Source organism: Bifidobacterium pongonis (genome assembly GCF_019331805.1).
In the GTDB taxonomy this organism is placed as follows: domain Bacteria; phylum Actinomycetota; class Actinomycetes; order Actinomycetales; family Bifidobacteriaceae; genus Bifidobacterium; species Bifidobacterium pongonis.
This window is the reverse complement of record NZ_JAHBBE010000009.1, coordinates 50,350-69,819: the sequence shown is the minus strand read 5'-3', so window position 1 is coordinate 69,819 and position 19,470 is coordinate 50,350. Positions and strand designations below refer to the sequence as shown.

Annotated in this window: 14 protein-coding genes and 1 pseudogene; 1 reads left to right on the top strand and 14 read right to left on the bottom strand. The window is 63.6% G+C overall.

The window, feature by feature from the left end:
* The 5 genes and pseudogenes from obgE to dapE form a co-directional block, all read right to left on the bottom strand.
* A pseudogene (gene obgE / locus KIH75_RS03655) lies at positions 1 to 366 on the bottom strand (GTPase ObgE); the annotation flags it as partial.
* Between the two features lie 151 nt (positions 367 to 517).
* A complete protein-coding gene (rpmA, locus tag KIH75_RS03650) occupies positions 518 to 769 on the bottom strand; it encodes a 50S ribosomal protein L27 (protein WP_033523466.1) in 252 nt (83 codons plus the stop codon).
* Between the two features lie 40 nt (positions 770 to 809).
* Complete coding sequence (rplU, locus tag KIH75_RS03645; RefSeq protein WP_003825540.1) at positions 810 to 1,118, bottom strand: 50S ribosomal protein L21; 309 nt, start codon at positions 1,116 to 1,118, stop codon at positions 810 to 812.
* A 161-nt stretch (positions 1,119 to 1,279) separates the two neighbouring features.
* Positions 1,280 to 3,988: an Rne/Rng family ribonuclease gene (locus KIH75_RS03640; protein ID WP_219055441.1), complete on the bottom strand. Its 2,709-nt coding sequence runs from the start codon at positions 3,986 to 3,988 to the stop codon at positions 1,280 to 1,282.
* A 518-nt stretch (positions 3,989 to 4,506) separates the two neighbouring features.
* On the bottom strand, positions 4,507 to 5,703 hold the full coding sequence (gene dapE, locus KIH75_RS03635; protein WP_420829169.1) for a succinyl-diaminopimelate desuccinylase: 1,197 nt from the start codon (positions 5,701 to 5,703) through the stop codon (positions 4,507 to 4,509).
* 122 nt (positions 5,704 to 5,825) lie between these two features.
* Here dapE and KIH75_RS03630 point away from each other — a divergent pair, with 122 nt between their 5' ends.
* Positions 5,826 to 6,770: an AEC family transporter gene (locus tag KIH75_RS03630; RefSeq protein WP_219055439.1), complete on the top strand. Its 945-nt coding sequence runs from the start codon at positions 5,826 to 5,828 to the stop codon at positions 6,768 to 6,770.
* 110 nt (positions 6,771 to 6,880) lie between these two features.
* On the opposite strand, the gene KIH75_RS03625 is transcribed toward KIH75_RS03630, so the two are convergent.
* From KIH75_RS03625 to KIH75_RS03585, 9 genes are all read right to left on the bottom strand, one after another.
* Complete coding sequence (locus KIH75_RS03625; RefSeq protein WP_219055438.1) at positions 6,881 to 8,377, bottom strand: FtsX-like permease family protein; 1,497 nt, start codon at positions 8,375 to 8,377, stop codon at positions 6,881 to 6,883.
* The gene (locus tag KIH75_RS03620; protein ID WP_236028021.1) at positions 8,374 to 9,057 is read right to left on the bottom strand and encodes an ABC transporter ATP-binding protein; all 684 of its coding nucleotides are present in this window, start codon (positions 9,055 to 9,057) and stop codon (positions 8,374 to 8,376) included. The genes KIH75_RS03625 and KIH75_RS03620 overlap by 4 nt, the downstream gene beginning before the upstream one ends.
* A 377-nt stretch (positions 9,058 to 9,434) precedes the next feature.
* On the bottom strand, positions 9,435 to 10,874 hold the full coding sequence (locus KIH75_RS03615) for a Maf family protein (protein WP_219055437.1): 1,440 nt from the start codon (positions 10,872 to 10,874) through the stop codon (positions 9,435 to 9,437).
* A 212-nt stretch (positions 10,875 to 11,086) separates the two neighbouring features.
* The gene (gene thrB, locus KIH75_RS03610) at positions 11,087 to 12,076 is read right to left on the bottom strand and encodes a homoserine kinase (protein ID WP_219055436.1); all 990 of its coding nucleotides are present in this window, start codon (positions 12,074 to 12,076) and stop codon (positions 11,087 to 11,089) included.
* Complete coding sequence (locus KIH75_RS03605; protein ID WP_219055435.1) at positions 12,076 to 13,392, bottom strand: homoserine dehydrogenase; 1,317 nt, start codon at positions 13,390 to 13,392, stop codon at positions 12,076 to 12,078. The genes thrB and KIH75_RS03605 overlap by 1 nt, the downstream gene beginning before the upstream one ends.
* Before the next feature lie 218 nt (positions 13,393 to 13,610).
* A complete protein-coding gene (locus KIH75_RS03600) occupies positions 13,611 to 15,209 on the bottom strand; it encodes a diaminopimelate decarboxylase family protein (protein WP_219055434.1) in 1,599 nt (532 codons plus the stop codon).
* A 2-nt stretch (positions 15,210 to 15,211) separates the two neighbouring features.
* Positions 15,212 to 17,002 carry an arginine--tRNA ligase gene (argS, locus tag KIH75_RS03595; protein ID WP_219055433.1) on the bottom strand — a complete coding sequence of 597 codons (1,791 nt, stop codon included), beginning with the start codon at positions 17,000 to 17,002 and terminating at the stop codon, positions 15,212 to 15,214.
* Positions 17,003 to 17,155: 153 nt separating this feature from the next.
* Complete coding sequence (locus KIH75_RS03590; protein WP_219055447.1) at positions 17,156 to 18,511, bottom strand: amino acid permease; 1,356 nt, start codon at positions 18,509 to 18,511, stop codon at positions 17,156 to 17,158.
* A gap of 373 nt (positions 18,512 to 18,884) precedes the next feature.
* Complete coding sequence (locus tag KIH75_RS03585) at positions 18,885 to 19,274, bottom strand: Rid family detoxifying hydrolase (RefSeq protein ID WP_219055432.1); 390 nt, start codon at positions 19,272 to 19,274, stop codon at positions 18,885 to 18,887.
* Between the last annotated feature and the right edge of the window lie 196 nt (positions 19,275 to 19,470).

The following is a 19,470-nucleotide window of genomic DNA, read 5'->3' as shown; positions in this document are numbered from 1 at the left end:
ATCGCCTTCATGGCGCAGATCGGCGAGCTGCTCGCCGGGGTGCTTGGGCTTGCCTTGCGGCCCGCGCGCGGTGAAAATCACCGTACCACACGGCACCGGGAGAATAAGGTCGTCGCCCTTGGAACCGTCCTTGTTGTCGCCAAGACCCATGGTGCCGCCCGGCGCCACGCGATGCGGCATGAAACGGTAATCCAGCAGGCTGGTCGCGTTACGGCTGGCCTCGAAGATCACGGAACCGCCGTCACCGCCGTTGCCGCCGTTCGGTCCGGCCAACGGCTTGTACTTCTCGCGACGGATGCCCGCGGAACCGTTGCCGCCGTCACCGCCCTTGACATGGACGGTCACTCGATCCACAAAATCACTCATTGTTGTTGCCTTCGTTCAGGTCTGCCTGCCGCGATCCGATCGGCCTGTGCCGCCAGCCTCGCCCGGGCAAAGTATGGGAAGTATGGGGATGCGCATATGGAAAAAGCCGCGTCCATAGGGCGCGGCTTTACCTTTAAGCGTATCGCGTATCTCAGGCGGCGATGACGTCGACGACCTTGCGGTCACGACGGACGCCGAACTTCACGGAGCCGTCGGTGAGAGCGAACAGGGTGTGATCCTTGCCCATGCCGACGTTCTGGCCCGGGTGGAAGTTGGTGCCACGCTGGCGAACGATGATGTTGCCGGCGACGACAGCCTCGCCACCGAACTTCTTAACACCGAGGTACTGAGGCGATGAATCGCGACCGTTGCGCGAGCTGGACGCGCCCTTCTTATGTGCCATGATTGGTTCCTTTCGACTCTGATTAAGCTACTGCCAAATCTCAGGCGATCGCCGTGATCTTGACGGCGGTCAGCGGCTGACGGTGGCCCTTGCGACGAGCAACGCCAGTCTTGTTCTTGTACTTCTGGATGTTGATTTTCGGACCCTTGGCCTCGTCATCAACAACCTCAGCCTTGACGGAAACCTTGGCCAGATCGGCGGCAGCCAGAGTCACCTTGGCGCCATCGACTACGAGCGCAACCGGGAACTCCACGGTATCGCCCTTCTTGGCGTCGAGACGGTTGACAAGGATGACGTCACCGACCTCGACCTTTTCCTGATGGCCACCGGCCTTCACAATCGCGTACATAATCGTTCCTTTGTATTTTCTTGGGAAAGCTTCCTTGCCTGGCAGCTTGGACAACACTGAGCCCACGGCCAGACACCAGCAAACTAATTTACACGGGTACTTGGACTAACGCAAGTCGTGTCAAGCGCGACACGCACGGACGCCCGGAATAGGCGAGGATTTCAGTCCTCATCCTGTTCCGCGTTGTTCGCGGCCACGGCGGCCGCGGCGATCTGCGCGAGCTTGGCCTTGACCGCCGGCGAGGAACCTTGCGGTTCGGGAGCCGGCGTGGTGCCATGACCATGCTTGTTCGTCTTGACGAACGGGTCGCCGCCGCGCATCGCGTACGGATCGTCGTATTCGGCGCTCACGGTGGGCTTGTCGTGCAGGATGAAACCACGGCCCTTGCAGGTCGGGCATTCCTCGGAGAACGCTTCGACCAGACCCTGGCCGATGCGCTTGCGGGTCATCTGTACCAAGCCCAGCGACGTGACCTCGGCCACCTGATGCTTGGTGCGGTCGCGGGCGAGGCATTCGACCAGTCGGCGCAGCACCAGATCGCGGTTCGCAGGCATCACCATGTCGACGTAGTCGATCATCACCATGCCGCCGATATCGCGCAGGCGCAGCTGACGTGCGATCTCCTCGGACGCTTCCAGGTTGCAGCGCGTCACGGTCTCTTCCAGCGACTTGCCGCGGCCGATGAAACGGCCGGTGTTCACGTCGATGGTGGTCATGGCTTCGGTACGGTCGATGACGATCGAGCCGCCGGACGGCAGGTAGACCTGACGTTCCATGCCCTTACGCAGCTGGGAGTCGATCTGCCACTTGTCGAACACGTCCTTGCCTTCATGCTCGGCCGGATCCCACTTCTCCAGCTTCGCCTTCAGGTCGGGGGCCATGGTGTCGAGGTATTCCTCGATACGGTCGTAGACCTTATCGCCTTCGACGATGAGCTTGTTGAAGTCGTCGTTGAAGATGTCGCGCACCACGCGGATGGCCACGTCAGGCTCCCCCTGCAGCAGCTTCGGGCGCTTGCCGTGCCAGAACTCCTCGCGCTTGGCGTTGATGCGCTCCCACTGGCGCACGAGGCTTTCCAGATCCTTGACGATCGCGTCCTCGGAAGCGCCTTCGGCGGCGGTGCGGATGATCACGCCCATATCCTTCGGGGCGACCTTCGACACGATGTTCTTCAGACGGCTGCGTTCGCGTTCGCTCAGCTTGCGGCTCACGCCGGTCATGCCACCGGAGGGCACGAGCACCAGGAAACGGCCGGCGAGCGTGACCTGCGAGGTCAGACGTGCGCCCTTGTGGCCGATCGGATCCTTGGTGACCTGCACGAGCACCGGATCGCCGCTCTTGAACGCGAGTTCGATCCTGCGCGGCTGGCCTTCGAGACGGGTGGCGTCCCAGTTCACCTCGCCGGCGTACAGCACGCCGTTGCGGGCCTGGCCGATGTCGACGAACGCGGCTTCCATGCTCGGCAGCACGTTCTGCACGCGGCCGAGATAGATGTTGCCGACCGTCTGCACTTCCTGGATGTCGGAGACGTAATGCTCGACGAGCACGTTGTCTTCCACCACGGAGATCTGGGTGTGCTTCTCCTTTTCGCGCACCACCATGAAGCGTTCGACGTTTTCGCGGCGTGCGAGGAAGTCCTGTTCCATGATCTGCGACTGGCGGCTGCGTTCGCGGCGGTTGTCGCGGCGGCGCTGCTTCTTCGCTTCGAGTCGCGTGGAGCCTTCCACGTCGGTGATCTCGTCGATGTACTGCTGCTTGCGGGAGCGACGGGTCAGCTGCTCGTCCTCGCCGCTCTGCTCGCCCTTGTTGCGGCGGCGACGACGGCGACGGGTGACGGTTTCGCCTTCATCCTCGCGGTCACGGTCGGAGCGGGTTTCGTGCTCGTCGCGTTCGTCATGGGCCTCGCGGCTGTCACGCTCGGTACGGGATTCCTCGCTGTTCTGCTCTCCCTTGTTGCGGCGGCGACGGCGACGGCGGGTGGGACGCTCCTCCTCGGAGCTTTCCTCCTCGTCGATCGGACGGTAGTTGATGTCGTCGAGTTCGAGGTCCTCCTCGATCTGCTCGACTTCGGCGGCGGCGCGACGTTCCTGCGCGTTCAGCCTGCGGTTGCGGCCGCGACGCGACGAGGTGCCTTCGCGCTCGTCGTCTTCGCTGCGGTTGTCACGGTTGTCACGGTCATTACGGCTGTCGCGATCGTCACGGTCATTGCGATCGTTACGGCTGCGGCTGTCGCGCTCATCGTCACGATCATCATCACGGCTCGTGCGGGAGGCGCGGGCATCGTCGTTGCCGCGGTCGTCGCGGGCTTCGCCGCGATTGCGGCGGCGACGGCGGGTGGGGCGCTCCTCGCGATCATCATCGCGGTCATCGCGGTCGTCGCGGGAATCGCGGTCATCGTCGGCGGTGTTGCCGACCGGAATCACCGGCTCCTGGAACAGCAGCGATGTCATCGGACGCGGCGCGGTGCCACGGGACGTGTGGGTTGAGGAGGAGAACAGCTCTTCGGCGAGCGCCTGTGCGCGTTCGTCGACGTCGTCATCGGCGGCCACGGAACGGCTGCGACGGCGGGAACGGCTGGTTTCCTCGGCTTTCGGCTCCGGAAGTTCCACGGTTTCCGCGATGGCGCGGCGGCGACGGGTGCGGCGGACCGGCTGCTCTTCGACCTCTTCGACGGGTGCGGGGGCATCGATCTTGGGTTCTTCGAACAGCGGGGCGGAGTGATCCTCCACCTGAAGTTTCAGCGAGACGCCGGCTGCGCCGGTGTCGCGTACCACGCGCCTGCCTCCACGGCGGCGACGTGCGGGGGTTACGGGTGATTCATTACGCTGAGCGTCGGTTTCTCCGAGCTCACCCTTGTTCACAATGGGCACAATGCTCCTTGCAGACGCGCTGCATCGCGTCGGCTCTCGGGCTTCGCAGTCTCTCACACCACGCTCTCACCGTGGCCGCGCATCAGTTGCTACAACGAAGCAATCCAGTCAAAGTCTGTCTGCCCAGTGGCGGACACCGTCGCTTGCACGGGAACACGGTCCAAGTGCAAGGGGATCAACGCCATCTGGCACGTAGGTGGTTTGCAGAACCACCACACTCCAGTATGCCACACCTTGCGACGTGCCGTGTCGGAAACGGAACCGCAGTATGGCATACCCATCGGAAAGCCCGACAGTTCAACAATCAATTCATTCAACAATCAATCCGTTTGCGGGTTCGACGAGAATCGACGGCCATCCCAACCGCGCATGACGCGGGCCGATCCCCGCACACCGCGGAGGTCGGCCCACATTCGGATGGTTATGCGGATGGTTATGCGGACGGCATGCAGACGGCATCGATCGGTACCAATTGGCATCGATTCGACACCGGCCCGCCGAATACACCCGCGCCCAGGCTACTTCAGCCAATCCTCCAGCAGATCGGCCATCAGCACCAGATCGGATTCCGGCAGCTGCTCGTCATGCTTATGCGCCAGCAGCGGACTGCCCGCGCCGAGATTCACCGCCGGGATACCCAGAATCGCGAAACGTGCCACATCGGTCCAGCCGAGCTTGGCCAGCGGATCGCGGCCGGTGCGCTCCTTGACCAGCCTGGCCAGCGAAGCGGCCAGCGGGGAATCCAGGCCAGGCCTAGCGGAAGGCGACTCGTCCTTCATCTCGATACCGAAGCCCTCGAACACGCCGCCCGTGGCCTTATGCTCGCCGTTGCCCAGTTCGGCACCGGCGTCGGCACCCATCATCAGCGCCTTCGCCTCAGGCAGCGTCTTATCCGGCGCGAAACGGTAGTTCACATGGATACGGCACCAATCGGGGATCACGTTCGTGCCGTTGCCTCCGGAGATCAGCGTCGCGTTCAGACCCTCCTGGTACTCCAGGCCATCCACTTCGATGCACTTGTTCTCATACGCGTTGAGACGGTTAAGCACTTCGGCCGCATCGTGGATGGCGTTGTGGCCCATCCAGGCGCGGGCGGAATGCGCGGCCACACCGTGCAGCACCACGTCGAAGCGCATCGTGCCGTTGCAACCGCCTTCGATACCGCAGTCGGTCGGTTCGCCGATGATCGCGAAATCGCCGGAAATCCAATCCGGATGCGCTTCGACCACCTTACGCAAACCGTTCTTCTCCGCCGCGACCTCCTCATGGTCGTAGAACACGAACGTCAAATCGACCTTGGGATCCGTAAGCGTCGCGGCCAAATACAGCATCACCGCGTCGGAGCCCTTCATATCGGTGGCGCCCCTCCCCCAGATCACACGCTCGCCCGGATGCGCCTTGGCGACATCCTCGCGAATCAGCGGATCACCAGGTTCCAGCCATTTCGGCGGGAAATTGTCGATCACCGGCACGGTGTCGAGATGCCCGGCGAGAATCACGCGATGCTCCCTGCCAAACCCGGTGGAGGCGACCAGCGTATCGCCATGCCTGCGGACCGTCAGATGCGGCTGCCGCCTCAGGAACTTCTCGACCGCGTCGGCGAGCGCCCCCTCCTCGTCGCTGACGGAGTAGACGTTCATGATCTGGTCCATAAGGGTGTTCAGCGCCTCACGCTTGCCGAGAGCCGCGTCGAATCCAATCTCGTATTCACTCATGCGTCTCATTATCCGCCAAGGGCGATACGGCCATGGCGGCTGGACGCCGTTTTGAGATAAAACGGCTTGCGGTATTCCAGCCGTGCCACACTGGGGTTGTTTCAAAGAGAGAGGAGCACGCTATGCCGGGTCTGTTGAGCGCGATGGAAGGTTTCTGCGTCATCGGCATCGTCATCGGAACCGGCTATGTGGCCGCACGTATGCGTATCGGAGGGCCGACCGCGCAGATGGTGCTGAACAGGTTCAGCTTCTTCGTGTCCAGCCCGTGCCTGATGTTCGCGATCCTGTCGAAGGAGAAGATCTTCGCGATCTTCCATTCGTCGATCATCGTGGCGTTCTTCTCCGCGGTTCTGGTGGGCATCGTGTTCCTGCTGCTCAACAAGGCCTTCTTCCACATGAAGCCGGCGGACGCCACCATCGGCGCGTTGAACTCGCTGTATTTGAATTCCAATAACATCGGCCTGCCGATCGCCACCTATATTCTCGGCAATCCCGCGCTGGTCGCGCCGATCCTGGTCATGCAGCAGGCGGTGTTCACGCCGATCGGTCTGACCGTGTTGGACGTGACCACCAAGGGCAAGGTGTCGGCCAAGGAGATCCTCAAGCAGCCGTTGCATCAGCCGCTGCTCATCGGCTCGCTGCTGGGCATCGTCGTCTCCGCGATCTCCGCGAAGATCGGCTGGTTCGTGGTGCCGAGCTTCATTTACGATCCGATCAACATGATCGGCAATTCGGCCGTGCCGATGATCCTGATGGCGTTCGGCATGTCGCTGCACGGCACGAAGCCGCTGCAGGAGAAGGCGGATATTCCCGCCACGATCACGGTGGCCGTACTGAAGAACGTCGTGATGCCGATCATCGCGTTCCTGCTGAGCTACTTCGTGATGGGCTTCCGTGGCGCGACGCTGTACGCGTGCGTGGTGCTCGCGGCCCTGCCCACCGGTCAGAACGTGTACAACTATGCGGCCCGGTACAATGTGGGCCTTACGTTCGCACGCGACGGCATTCTGTTCTCCACGTTGTCTTCGCCGATTTTCATCGCGATCATCGCGGCGTTGCTCAGCTGAAAACCGGATCGCACGGCGGAAAACGACATGGCCGGGATGGTGTGGACCATCCCGGCCATGTGCTTGGGAATCATGTTGGTGCCGTGCCGGAGGAACCGGCGCTACCGGCGTCAGTCGTCGGCGCGATACCCCACCGTATTCAACGTGCGGGCCGCGCGATTGGCGGCCCACGCACCCACGGCGATCAGCGCGTAGCACAACGCGATGCCGGAGAACAGGCTGAACAGGGTCACCGGCTCGAACAATGCCATCGCGACGATCGGGAACAGCAGCAGCGCCGAACCACCTCCCGAAACCAGCACCACCGTATTGAGCGGCGTGAGCACTTCCTTGAACCGCGCCCGGGCCAGCGTCCGTTCATCGGTGCCTTCCAGACGCAACATGCGGTATTCGGCGGCCTGATCGTACACACTGCCGGCCTGCATCACGCCGGAACTGACCGCCGCGAGCACGGCGGCGAACGTGAGCGTCAACAGACCGCCGGTGCCGATGTCACGCATGTACAGCATCGAAGGATCAAGCGGATCGCCGCCACGGGACTGCCCCACCAGCGTGCCGATCGACGTGATGACGGCGATGAACACGGCCAGCCCCACACCGGACACGTTGCGCCACGCACGCTTCGGATTGTCGAGAATACGGCGCATGGCGATCATGGTGGCCGCGTCCTTCGGCCTGCGGGCGCGCGCCTTGGCCCGTTTGGCGATCACCCACGTACCGACCACGTTCACCATCGTGAATCCGATGAAGAACGCGACGAACACCAGCACGAGCACCGCGTTCTCACCCAAACCGGCGAACACCGAAACATTGCTCAGCAGCGCGTAAAGCCCCGCCATCACCGCCAGGAAGATCAGTACACGCCATTTGGCCGGTAGGGGCTGCGCGGCGCAGCTCATCACGCCCAACGGGGTGATGGCGACACGGCGCAGGGTGATCAGCGACGATACCAGCGCGAGCACGGTGACTCCGGCGAGCACGCCGACGAGCACCGGCAGACCGACCCACAATTCCTCGAACGTGAAATGACGGTTCTGGAATTTCAGCAGCATGATCAGCGGCATGACCGCGAAATAGCCGACAATGCCTATGACCGCGCCGAACAGTGCCTGGATCGCGGCATCGAGCGCGGTCAGTTTGACCACCTGCGCGGTGGTCGCGCCGGCCAGCCTGAGCGCGGACAGTCGTGCATCCCTACGGGAGGCGGCCAGGCGGGCCGCGGAGCCCGCGAGCGAAACGAACGGGACGATGAGCATCAGACAGGCGAACGCGGCCAGCATCACATAGCCGTCGGAATAGGTGTCCATAACCGCCGCGGAACGTTCGGCGGTCCACCGCTCCCCCGGTGCGGCGACGAACGCGCTCGCCTCGTTCATCGCGCGTTCCCACGCCTCATGCGTGCCGGGCGCACAGGAAGCGGAGTTGATCAGACAACCGAGCGTATGGTCGGCGGAAGCACGCCACATGAAGCCATGCACGCCTCCCAGCACGGTCAGGAAAATCGTGGTGGACGCCGCGAAGGCGATAACCGCGAGCGCCGACGTGCGTTCGCCGATGCCGCGCGTACCACGGCGGTGGAACAGTTTCCAGAGGGTGAAGGTGTTCATTGTTCGCCTCCGAGCAGTCGCCCGTCGCGCATGGTGACCTTTCGGCTGCAGAAGGCGGCCACGTTCGGGTCGTGGGTGACGACGATGACGGCCGAACCGTTGGCGCGTGCGGCGTCCATGAGTATGCCCATGACTTCGCGCCCGGTGGCCTGGTCGAGTGCGCCGGTGGGTTCGTCGGCGAATACGACCGAGGGGTTCGTGGCGAGTGCGCGGGCGATGGCCACGCGCTGCATTTGGCCGCCGCTCATTTCACCGGGGCGGTGCGAGGCAAGATGTTTGAGGCCGAGACGTTCCAGCCAGAGCATGGCGGTATCGGTGGCCTGCGAGTAGTCCGTTCCGCCGAGCATCAGCGGCAGCGCGATGTTTTCCACGGCGGGCAGTTCGGGAAGCAACTGGCCGGATTGGAAGACGAAGCCGAAGGCGCTGCGCCTCAGCATGGTGCGGTCCTGGTCGGAGATGTCGGTGAGTTCGTAGGCGCAATTGTTGCGTGCATGGTAGGTGACTTGGCCGGATGTGGGCAGGTCGATGCCGGCGAGGATGTGCAGCAGCGTGGATTTGCCGGAACCGGAAGGGCCCATGATGGCGACCGTTTCGCCGGCGTTGAGGCGGAAGCTCACGTTGTTGAGCGCCGGTGCGGTGCTGGCGAGCGCACCCATCGGAGTCGTGCCGGTACGGTTCATGGCCTTGCGCTGCGCCGCATAGTCCATGATGAGGTTGGTTGCGGTGATGACCGGCCTGCCGCCGGGAATGGGGGTATGCGCCGCCGTGCGATCGTTCGCCGCGTTGCCCGATGCGTAGGCGTTCTGATTCCGTTTCATACTTCACACGCTATGCCCCCGATGCTCTCCCCTCCATCGGGCGCGGGGAGGATTCGACGCGTGCCGCCTCATCCGAAGGAATGAGCGCGGGCCGGGCCCGCACACACACCATCGCCGGTCATATGCGAAGGCCACGCGCCTTCTCCCTCAGATAGGAGAAGGCACGTGGCCCTTGATACCCCCGTCGCCGCCGCGAACACGGCGCAGACGACGAAGAATCACACGTTCGGCGACGCGCGTCAGCGGTGGGCTGCGGCGAGTTCGTCGAGCCGAGCCGCGAAGCGCGGCCAGTCGGTGCGCATGGCGGTGAGCAGCTTCAACTCGCCCACCTGTTCGATCGGCACCCACGCGATCTCCATGCTTTCATCGTCGTTCGCCTTCGGTTCGACGCTATGCCCGGGCTTTTCGAACGCGAACACCGTGGTGTACGCCCACGGGCCGTGATCCTCGCAATACGAGCCGACCACGTCGATATCCTCCGGCGTGATGTTCGCCTCCTCGTAGCTTTCGCGCAGCGCACCCTCGATCGGGGTTTCACCTTGGGCGGTCGCACCTCCCGGAATGCCCCAGGTGCCGCCTTCGGCCGACCAGACCGCGCGGTGCTGCATGACCACATGCGTCACCTTGCCGGTCGCCTCATCGCGCCTGGCCAGCAACACGCCGGACGCGCCGTTCACACCCCAATGCTTGCGGCCGCAATCGCAGTCGATCCAACCGTCGCCCGGCTGGTGCACGTTCTCCTTCGGCGGTTCGATGCCGGCATGGCCGGAACCTTCGGCCTTGTTCTCGGTGGGTGCGAGTTCGGAACGCACGTTCCACAGGTCGGGCCATGCGATGCCGAGACGTGCGGTGAGCTGGCGCACGAGCGGCAGGCTCAATCCGATGATGCCGCTCGGATCGCCTTCGATACCGTCGATGAACGCGCCGCCGAACCCTTCCAACGTGAACGATCCGGCCACTTCCAGCGGTTCACCGGTGGCGATGTAACGTTCGATGTCGTCATCGCTGAACGACGAGAAATGCACGACGGCACGGCTGGCGTCGCGCACCACACGCCCGGTGGCGAAATCGATGAGGCAATGGCCGGTCCACAGTTCGCCGGTGGCGCCGCTCATATGCCTGAGCCGTTCGCGCGCCGCTTCGACGCTGTGCGGCTTGCCGTAGCATTCGCCGTCCAGCAGGAACATGGAATCGCAGCCGAGGATCAGCGGGCCGACGGTGCTGTGTACCAGGCCCGGTCGGCTGGCGGTGAACACGTTGATGGGCTGGACGTCGAACGGGATGGCCACGCCGGAGAAGTCGCGGGTGGTGGCGACGTGGGCGGTGGAATAGTCGATCGGCTTGCCGGTTTCCGTTGCGGAATCGGCGGGTGCCTTCTGATTCTCCTGACCGGTGGCCTTCAGCGGGTAGCCGACGACGCATTCGCCGCTGGCGTTGTCCGCGGTGGCGGCGACATTGCGGTACGCCTGATGCACGGCCTGGGCTTTCGCTTCGGCGAGGATGGCCACGCGGTCGCGGATGGGCAGATCGTCGACGGTGACGCCCGCCTGCGCCGCGGCAGCCTCCAACGCGGCCGGTTCGTCCACATGCGATACGCGGATCGTGGGGCATACGCCCGCCGCGTTCAGCACGTTGCGGCGCGGCAGGGATTTGGATGCCAGAATCAGCGGAATGGCCATACTTCGAACTCCTCTTCATCGTTGCGCGATTGCGGTATCACCGGAATCTGCTGTCTGAGCACAGCATAGCGCACGCATCGTCGATGCCCAGATAACGGTTTAGGCGCAGGCACAACGGTAAAAAACGCAGCGTCCAAAAACAGCAGCGACACAGCAGCGGAAACGAACAGGGGTCTTCGCTCGTCATGAGCGAAGACCCTTGAGGAAGCGATTCAGCTGCGTTCCACTTCAACACCCTTGGTGTTGATCGGCAGGTGCAGCACCCGCCAATGGCCGGAGGCGAGCTGTTCGGCGGCCACCTCGTCGATGGCCTCACGAGCGTCGCCGTAATGCAGCACCAGCACGCACGGACCTGCGCCGGAAACGGCTGCAGCATACCCGTGCGAACGGAATAGTGCGATCAGATCGGTGGACGGCTGCATGAGCGGCGCACGATACTGCTGATGCAGCTTGTCCTGCGTGGCCACATACATCAACGCGTTCGGTTCCACGCCATCGACCGGGTTCATCGCCGCCGGCAGCAGGCCGACGCGCGACACGTTATACACCGCGTCGCGGTAGGCGACTTCCTTCGGCAGCGCTTCGCGCGCCTTCTCCGTGGACAGTTCGTAATCCGGCACGAACACGGCGGCGGTCACCTCCGAATCGACCGGATAGTTGACCGTATGGAACCCGCCGTGCAGCGGTTCGCCACCGGGAACCGGAACGGATCCGACGTCTTCGGGCATCTCGAAATCCCAGCTCACCGTGAGCCCGCCGAACACGGCCGGCGCGACATTATCCGGGTGACCCTCGTAATGCGCGGCCATATCGAAGATGGCGGCGCGGTTCAGCTCACCCTCCTGCGCGAACGCGGCGGCCGCGGCGATGCCCGCGACGATGGCTTCCGCGGAGGAACCCATGCCACGCGCCTGCGGGATGTTGTTCGTCGCTTCGAGCGTGAACCCGAGATTGCCCAGGCCGAACGTGGCGCAGGCGCGGCGGAACGTGGACACCACGAGATGCGTTTCGTCACGCGGCAGCGTGTCCTCGCCCTCGCCGTGGATGATGACATGCGCGACGCCGTCCGAGGGATCCTCGTTCAGCGTGAAGACGAGCTCGTCATGATAGTCGAGCGCCAGGCCGACGGTGTCGAATCCGGATCCCAGATTCGCGCTGGTCGCCGGGACGCTCACATGAACGCGATTGCAGACCGGCTTCATCAGTCGAGCACTCGCAGGATGGACGGTTCGCCGGCGACGAAGTCGAGGCCCTGCACGGCTTCGACGGTTTCGCGCAGCGTCACTTCGTCGGTCAGATGGGTGACGAGGCGCAGCTGCTGGATTTCGCCGTCATAGCCCGGATCGGTGACGGAAGGCTTGAGATCCTGATTCACGCCGTTGATGGACACACCGCGCTTGGCGAACTCGGCCGCGATGGCGGCCAGCACGCCCGGCTTGTCGTGGATGAGGAAGCGCACGGCGAACGCGGCCTTGGAAGCCTCGATCGGGGCCTTCTTCAGATCCTTGTACAGCGGGATGGACGGGCCGGTGCAACCGGCCGCGATGTGACGGGCCACGGTGACCACGTCGCCGACCACTGCGGAAGCGGTCGGAGCACCACCGGCGCCACGGCCATAGAACATAAGGTCGTCGGCGGCTTCGGCCTTGACGAACACGGCGTTGAAGGAGCCGTGCACGCTGGCCAGCGGGTGGCTTTCGGGGATGAGCGCCGGGTAGACGCGGGCGGACACGCCCTCATCGCCGTTCTCCACGACGGCGAGCAGCTTGATGACCTTGTGCTCGGCGGTGGCCGCGGCGATATCGTCGGCGGTGATCTTGGTGATGCCTTCGACGGAAACGTCGTCGATGGTGACGGAAGTGTGGAAGCCGAGCGTGGCCATGATGGCGGCCTTATTGGCGGCGTCATAGCCTTCGATGTCGCCGGTCGGATCGGCTTCGGCGTACCCCTTGGCCTGCGCGTCCTTGAGCACGTCGTCGAAGTCGAGGCCCTTGGTGGTCATCTCGTCGAGAATGTAGTTGGTGGTGCCGTTGACGATGCCCAGCATGCTGGTCACCTTGTCGCCGACGAGGGATTCGCGCAGCGGGCGGAGGAACGGGATCGCGCCGCCCACGGCGGCTTCGAAGTAGATGTCGACGCCCTTGGCTTCCGCGGCGGCGTACAGTTCCGGACCGTACTTGGCGAGCAGCGCCTTGTTGGCGGTGACGACGGATGCGCCGGATTCGATGGCCGCGAGCACGAACTTGCGGGCGACACCGGTGCCGCCGATGAGTTCGATCACGATATCGCTGTTGGTGGCCACGGACATGGTGTCAGTGGTGACGATCGACTTGTCGATCCACGGGAAGGGGTCGGTTTCCGCCGGATCAAGGCAGGCGACGCCGGTCAGTTCGATCGGTCGACCGATGCGTGCGGTCAGTTCGTCCTTCTGCTCGACGATCAGACGGGCGGTCTGCGATCCGACGGTGCCGGCGCCCAGAAGTCCGACACGGATGGGGGTTTCGTTCTCGTTTGCCACTGTGAGCCCTTAACCTTTCTGTGCTTGCGCATGCGCGACTCGTGTTCATTCTACGAATGGAATGTGACGAGATAGCCGTTCATCCCACGAATCGAAGCGGCTTGCGCCCGCAACGTCATCCGTACAGTATCCGCAACATCATCCGCACGGCACCGGCACCAAATAACAACGCCCGCGGAAAAACTCCCGCGGGCGTTGCCAGGCTCATACCGTTTCCGTCATTCGCTGACGTCCCAATCGAGCAGATCGTCGATGGTCTGACGGCGGATCATGACATGCGCTCCCTCTTCGGAAACACCCACGACCGCCGGAATCAGCGCCTGATTGTAGTTGCTGGCCATCGTGCGACCGTATGCGCCGGTGACCGGCACGGCGAGCACGTCGCCGCGCGTGATGTCGGCGGGCAGCTGGCATTCGTGCACGATGATGTCGCCGGATTCGCAGTGCATGCCGACCACGCGCGACAGCCTGGTCTCGTCGGAACCCTTACGGTTCGCGAGTTTCACGGCGTAATCCGCGCCGTACAGGGCCGGGCGGATGTTGTCGCTCATGCCGCCGTCGACGGACACGTACACGCGTTCGGTGACCGGATTGCCGGCCTTGTCGGTGGTGTCGCCGCTGAGACGGACCGGCTTGACGGTGCCCACGCGGTACAGCGTCACACCGGCCGGGGCCACGATCCAACGGCCCGGTTCGAAGGAGATGACCGGCGCGGGCATGCCGAGCGCACGGTTGATGGCCGACACGGCTTCGGACAGGCGCTTCAGCTCCACGTCGATATCCATCGAATCCTCGCCGTCCGTGTAGGCCACGGAATACCCGCCGCCCAGGTCGACTTCGGGCAGCGTGTAGGCGTCGGTGGCGTAGAAGGTCTTGCGCAGCAGCATCATGCGCTTGGCGGCCTGGATGAAGGCGTCCGCGTCGTGGATGTTGGAACCGATATGCGAATGCACGCCGACCAGTTCGAGCACATCCTGATGACGGTAGATCTCCTTGAGCACGGCGAGCGCCGGGCCGTCGGCCACCATGGTCATCGCGTCGGCGAGCTTGCGGTCGCCTTCGGAAACCTTCTCGTGGCTCAGATCGTACGGGTATTTGATGTCGTACTGCAGTTCGCGTTCCGCATGACCGTCTCCGGTCGCGCCGGTCGCGCCGCCGTTCTCGTTTTCGGCGAGACGCGCGTTGGAACCGGCCGGGGTGATGTCGGTCAGATCGTCCAGCACGGCGAGCTTGCCGGTATCGGCACCGGCAGGCAGCAGTGAGACGCCGAACTTCTGATCCTCATGCGCGGTGGAGATGAACTCGTGGCCACCCGCGTGGATGCCGGACGTCACGCGCAGCATGACCTTGGCGCGCTTGCCCAGTTTGCGTGCGATTTCGGCGATGCGTGCCGGCTCATCGGGTTCGTCGATGACGATTTTCGCGAATCCCTGTTCGATGGCGAGCGCGATCTCCTCGTTGGACTTGTTGTTGCCGTGCAGCACGAGCCTGCGCCCGGGGACGCCCGCGGCGAGCGCGATGCGCATTTCGCCCATGGAGCAGGTGTCGATGAGCATGCCCGCCTTGGTGACGATGCGGCAGATTTCCTTGCTGAGGAACGCCTTGCCGGCGAAACTCACGTGGGTGACGGTGTTGTCGAAGGCGTTGGCGGCGGCGTGCACGAACTTTTCGGCGCGATGCTTCACCTCGTCGGTGTCGATGAGGTAGAGCGGCGAACCGAATTCGTCGAGCAGGCTTTCGGCGGTGCGCCCGTGGAAGGTGATTTCGCCGTTTTCGTTGACGCTGCTGGCTTCCGGCCAGATGGGGGTAACGGGCATGGTCACATCTTTTCCGGAGCGGTGACGCCGAGCAGGTCGAGGCCTTCGGCGATCACGGTCCTGACGGCGTCGTTGAGATTGAGTCGGGCGGCGGCGCGGGCGGGTTCCGGCGCCTTGGCGATGCGCAGCGCTTCGGCCTGTTCGTCGCGGGTTTCCGGCTCGGTGAGTTCCATCGGGACCACGCGTTCGACGTTGTACCACTTGTGGTAGGTGGCGGCGAGGTCTTCCAGGTAGTGGGCGACGCGGTGCGGGGCGCGCAGGTTGCCGGCTTCGCGCAGCAGGGCCGGCCACTGGGCCAGGGCGGCGAGCACTTCGCCGTCGGCCGGGGTGTCGAGCAGGCTCAGGTCGGCGCCTTCGTAGGTGATGCCCGCGGTTTCAGCGTTGCGGTCCACGTTGCAGGAGCGGGCGTGCGCGTACTGCACGTAGTACACCGGGTTCTCGTTGCTGTGGGATGCGAGCAGGTTGAGGTCGATGTCGACCGGGGAGTTGTAGTCGGTGCGAGCCAGCGAATAACGGGAGGCGTCCACGCCGATGGCATCGGTCAAGTCGTCGATGGTGACGACGTTGCCCGCGCGCTTCGACATGCGCACGGCCTTGCCGTCCTTCATCACGTTGACCAGCTGGCCGATGAGGATCTGCATGTTCTCGCCGGGCTTGTCGCCGAACGCCTCGCACATGGCCATCATGCGGCCGATGTAGCCGTGATGGTCGGCGCCGAGCATGTAGATGGCGACGTCGGCGGGGTTGACGTCACGATGACGCTTGTTGCGGTAGTAGGCGATGTCGGCGGCGAAGTAGGCGTAGTTGCCGTCGGACTTGATGATCACGCGATCCTTGTCGTCACCGTGCTTGGTGGATTCGAACCAGGTGGCGCCGTCCTTCTCGTAGATGTCGCCGCGTTCGCGCAGGTCGGCGATGGCCTTGTCGACCTCTCCGTCGTTGTACAGGCTGTTCTCGTGGAACCACACGTCGAAGTCGACGCGGAAGTTCTTCATGGACTTGCGGATCTCATCGAACATCATCGGAACCGCACGCTTGCGGAATTCCTCACGCTGTTCGGAATCGCCTTCGCCCAGCGGCTCGCCGTTCTCGTCGGAACCGCCGTCGATGCGCGGCAGGTTGAGGATGTCGACGCCGTCGGCCTTGGCTTCGTCGATGACGCGCTGTGCGATCTCGTCGATGTAGGCGCCCTTGTAGCCGTCGATCGGCGTGGTTTCACCGTGCGCGGCGGCAACGAGGGACTTGGCAAAACGGTTGATCTGCTCGCCGTGATCGTTGAAGTAGTATTCGCGCACGACCTTGGCGCCGTTGGCTTCGAGCACGCGGGCCATGGAGTCGCCGACGGCCGCCCAACGGGTGCCACCGATGTGGATCGGACCGGTCGGGTTGGCGGAAACGAATTCGAGGTTCAGGGTTTCGCCGCCAAGATGATCGTTCTTGCCGTACGAGTCACCGGCTTCGAGCACGGCATCCACCACGGCTGCGGCGGAAGCGGAGTCGAGCACGATGTTGATGAAGCCGGGGCCGGCCACTTCCACGGACTTGATGCCGTCCGCCTTGACGAGTTCCGCCGCGAACAGTTCGGCGAAATCACGCGGCTTCATGCCGGCCTTCTTGGCCAGCTGCATGGCGGCGTTGGAAGCCCAATCGCCGTGCGCACGGTCCTTCGGACGCATCACGGCGAACTTGGCCTGCGGGGGGATAAGATCTGCGGTTAACGTACCGGCCTTGCCTTCGTTCACAAGGTCGTTGACGATGTTGAAAATCAGTTCACTAAGCGCTTCTGGACTCATTCCTCCAAGTCTACCGAGCACGCAGACAGAATCACCCCTCCGATTCCGCTTCGCTTCAAGGCGTGGAATACGCGCCCAAGCGAAGGGAAAGGGAGGGGTGAAACCGCGGATTACGCGGGTTGTGCCGATCCGGCGATGAGATTCAGCGCAGGTTCAGCGTTTGCCGTTCTTGCGGCGACGCCACGCTTCGGAAGCGTAATAGCCCACGTAGCACAACGCGACGAACGGAATCATGTACAGCAACGTCGAACGCTGGGACGGGTCGAGGACCACGAGCACCAGCGCACCAATGCACATCACGATCGCGGCGATCGGCACGAACGGATAGCCGGGAGCCTTGTAGCGCAGTTCACTCACGCTATGGCCTTCACTGATCCAACGCTTGCGGAAAAGAATATGGCATACGGAAACCGACGCCCACACCACGAGCGTGGCCAGACCGGACACGGCGACCAGCGCAAGATACACGGTCGATGCGGCCACCACGGAGGAGAGCAGGGCGAGCAGGCTGCCGGCCATGCTGAACAGCACGGCGAACACCGGCACGCCATGGAAGTTGGTTTTGGCGAGCGCGGACGGGATCATATGCTCCTTGGCGAGCGACCAGACCATGCGCGAGCACACGTACAGGCCGGAGTTCGCGGCGGACAGTACGGCGGTGAGCACCACGAAGTTCATAATGTCACCGGCGAACGGCATGCCGATGGACTGGAAGACGAGCACGAACGGGCTGGTATCGACGCCGGCCTTCTGCCACGGGATGAGCGCGGACATCACAGCGATGGAACCGATGAAGAAGATGGCCAGACGCAGCACGGTGGTGTGCACGGCCTTGGGAATGGCCTTCTGCGGGTCCTTGGTTTCACCCGCGGCCACGCCCACGACCTCGGTGCCGGAGAAGGCGAACACCACGGTGAGCAGGGTGGAGAAGATGGGGACAACGCCGTTCGGCAGCAAGCCTTCGGAAACGAAGTTGCCGAAAAGCGGCGCATGGCTGTAGCCCTTGATGGGGATGATGCCGAAAATCGCGAGCAGACCGACCACGATGAACGCGATGATGGCGACCACCTTGATGCTGGCGAACCAGAATTCCGATTCGCCATACAACCGCACGGAAAGAATATTGAGAAGGAACACCACGACGATGAACACCGCGGACCATATCCATGCCGGCGAATCAGGGAACCATCGTTGCATGAGCAGGCCAGCCGCGGTGAATTCGGAGGCGAGCGCCACGGCCCAATTCAGCCAGTAAAGCACGGCGATGGTGAACGCGGTGCCGGGGCCGATGAAGCGTTTGGCGTACAGGTGGAAGCTGCCGGCGTAGGGCATGGCGACGGACAGCTCGCCCAGGCTGAGCATGATGAAGTATACGAGCAGCGAGCCGATGCCGTAGGCGAGGATCGCGCCGAACGGTCCGGCCTGGTGAATGGTGTAGCCGGAGCTGAGGAACAGGCCCGTGCCGATCACACCGCCGAGGGAGATCATGGTCAGGTGGCGGGCGCTCATCTTGCGTTCGAGACCGTTATGCTCGTCCGTCGTTTCCGTGGTTCCCGTCGTTTGCGCGGATTCCGTTGTTTCCGCTACGCTCGACTCCCCCGCCGTTTCAGGCCGTCTGCGTTCATTGTCTGATTGCACGGTCATTCGTATATGCTCCTTGCCCGCGATGCTGTGATGGATGCGGCCGTTCCGGCACGCGCATCCAAGGGGCAACTATACGGTATGCGGGTACGCGAAGCCCTCGCATGGGGCAGTATTCGGATTGCCGTGCGACTGTGGCGGCATGCAAAAGCCCCGTGGGAATCAACTTCGCACGGGGCCAGACGGATCGGGTCCGGATGAAACCGGGACCAATATCACTGTGTTGCGATCATTGCGATCGTCACTGCACGGCGATGGCGTCGATCTCGACGAGCGCACCCTTCGGAATGTTGTTGCCACCGAAAGCCACGCGGGCCGGCTTGACGGATCCCGTGAAAGTCTGAGCGTACACGGCGTCGACTTCCTTGAAATCGTCGACGTTCTTCATGTAGATGGTGGCGCGAACGACCTTTTCGAGGCTGCTGCCCGCGGCATCGAGGATGTTCTTGATGTTCTTCAGCGCCTGACCGGCCTGCTCGCCGGCGGTCTCGCCAGCCAGTTCGCCGGTGGCCGGGTCGATGCCCAGCTGGCCGGAGACGAACACGAAGCCGTTCGCCTTCACGCCCTGGCTGTATGCGCCCAGCGCCGCCGGGGCCTGAGAGGTCGCCACCGCTTCCAGGGATTCGTTCATTGTGCACTCCTTGCGATCAGGGCATACGCCACGCCGCGCACACCGAACGATGAGCGGCGAACCGATGCCGGTTACATCTTTCCCAGCAGTCTACTTGCCCGACCCACGCGCCCGCCCGCCCTGCCCGCAATCCGGCCACTGCGGGTGGGCGGCCAGTGCGGATTTATCACCTAAGCAGCGGTACCTAAAACGGTAC

Coding starts and splice junctions, on each gene's coding strand:
- rpmA (WP_033523466.1), bottom strand. CDS start 769: ATGGCACATAAGAAGGGCGCGTCCAGCTCGCGCAACGGTCGCGATTCA.
- rplU (WP_003825540.1), bottom strand. CDS start 1,118: ATGTACGCGATTGTGAAGGCCGGTGGCCATCAGGAAAAGGTCGAGGTC.
- dapE (WP_420829169.1), bottom strand. CDS start 5,703: ATGAGTGAATACGAGATTGGATTCGACGCGGCTCTCGGCAAGCGTGAG.
- KIH75_RS03630 (WP_219055439.1), top strand. CDS start 5,826: ATGCCGGGTCTGTTGAGCGCGATGGAAGGTTTCTGCGTCATCGGCATC.
- KIH75_RS03625 (WP_219055438.1), bottom strand. CDS start 8,377: ATGAACACCTTCACCCTCTGGAAACTGTTCCACCGCCGTGGTACGCGC.
- KIH75_RS03620 (WP_236028021.1), bottom strand. CDS start 9,057: ATGAACCGTACCGGCACGACTCCGATGGGTGCGCTCGCCAGCACCGCA.
- KIH75_RS03615 (WP_219055437.1), bottom strand. CDS start 10,874: ATGGCCATTCCGCTGATTCTGGCATCCAAATCCCTGCCGCGCCGCAAC.
- thrB (WP_219055436.1), bottom strand. CDS start 12,076: ATGAAGCCGGTCTGCAATCGCGTTCATGTGAGCGTCCCGGCGACCAGC.
- KIH75_RS03600 (WP_219055434.1), bottom strand. CDS start 15,209: ATGCCCGTTACCCCCATCTGGCCGGAAGCCAGCAGCGTCAACGAAAAC.
- argS (WP_219055433.1), bottom strand. CDS start 17,002: ATGAGTCCAGAAGCGCTTAGTGAACTGATTTTCAACATCGTCAACGAC.
- KIH75_RS03590 (WP_219055447.1), bottom strand. CDS start 18,511: ATGAGCGCCCGCCACCTGACCATGATCTCCCTCGGCGGTGTGATCGGC.
- KIH75_RS03585 (WP_219055432.1), bottom strand. CDS start 19,274: ATGAACGAATCCCTGGAAGCGGTGGCGACCTCTCAGGCCCCGGCGGCG.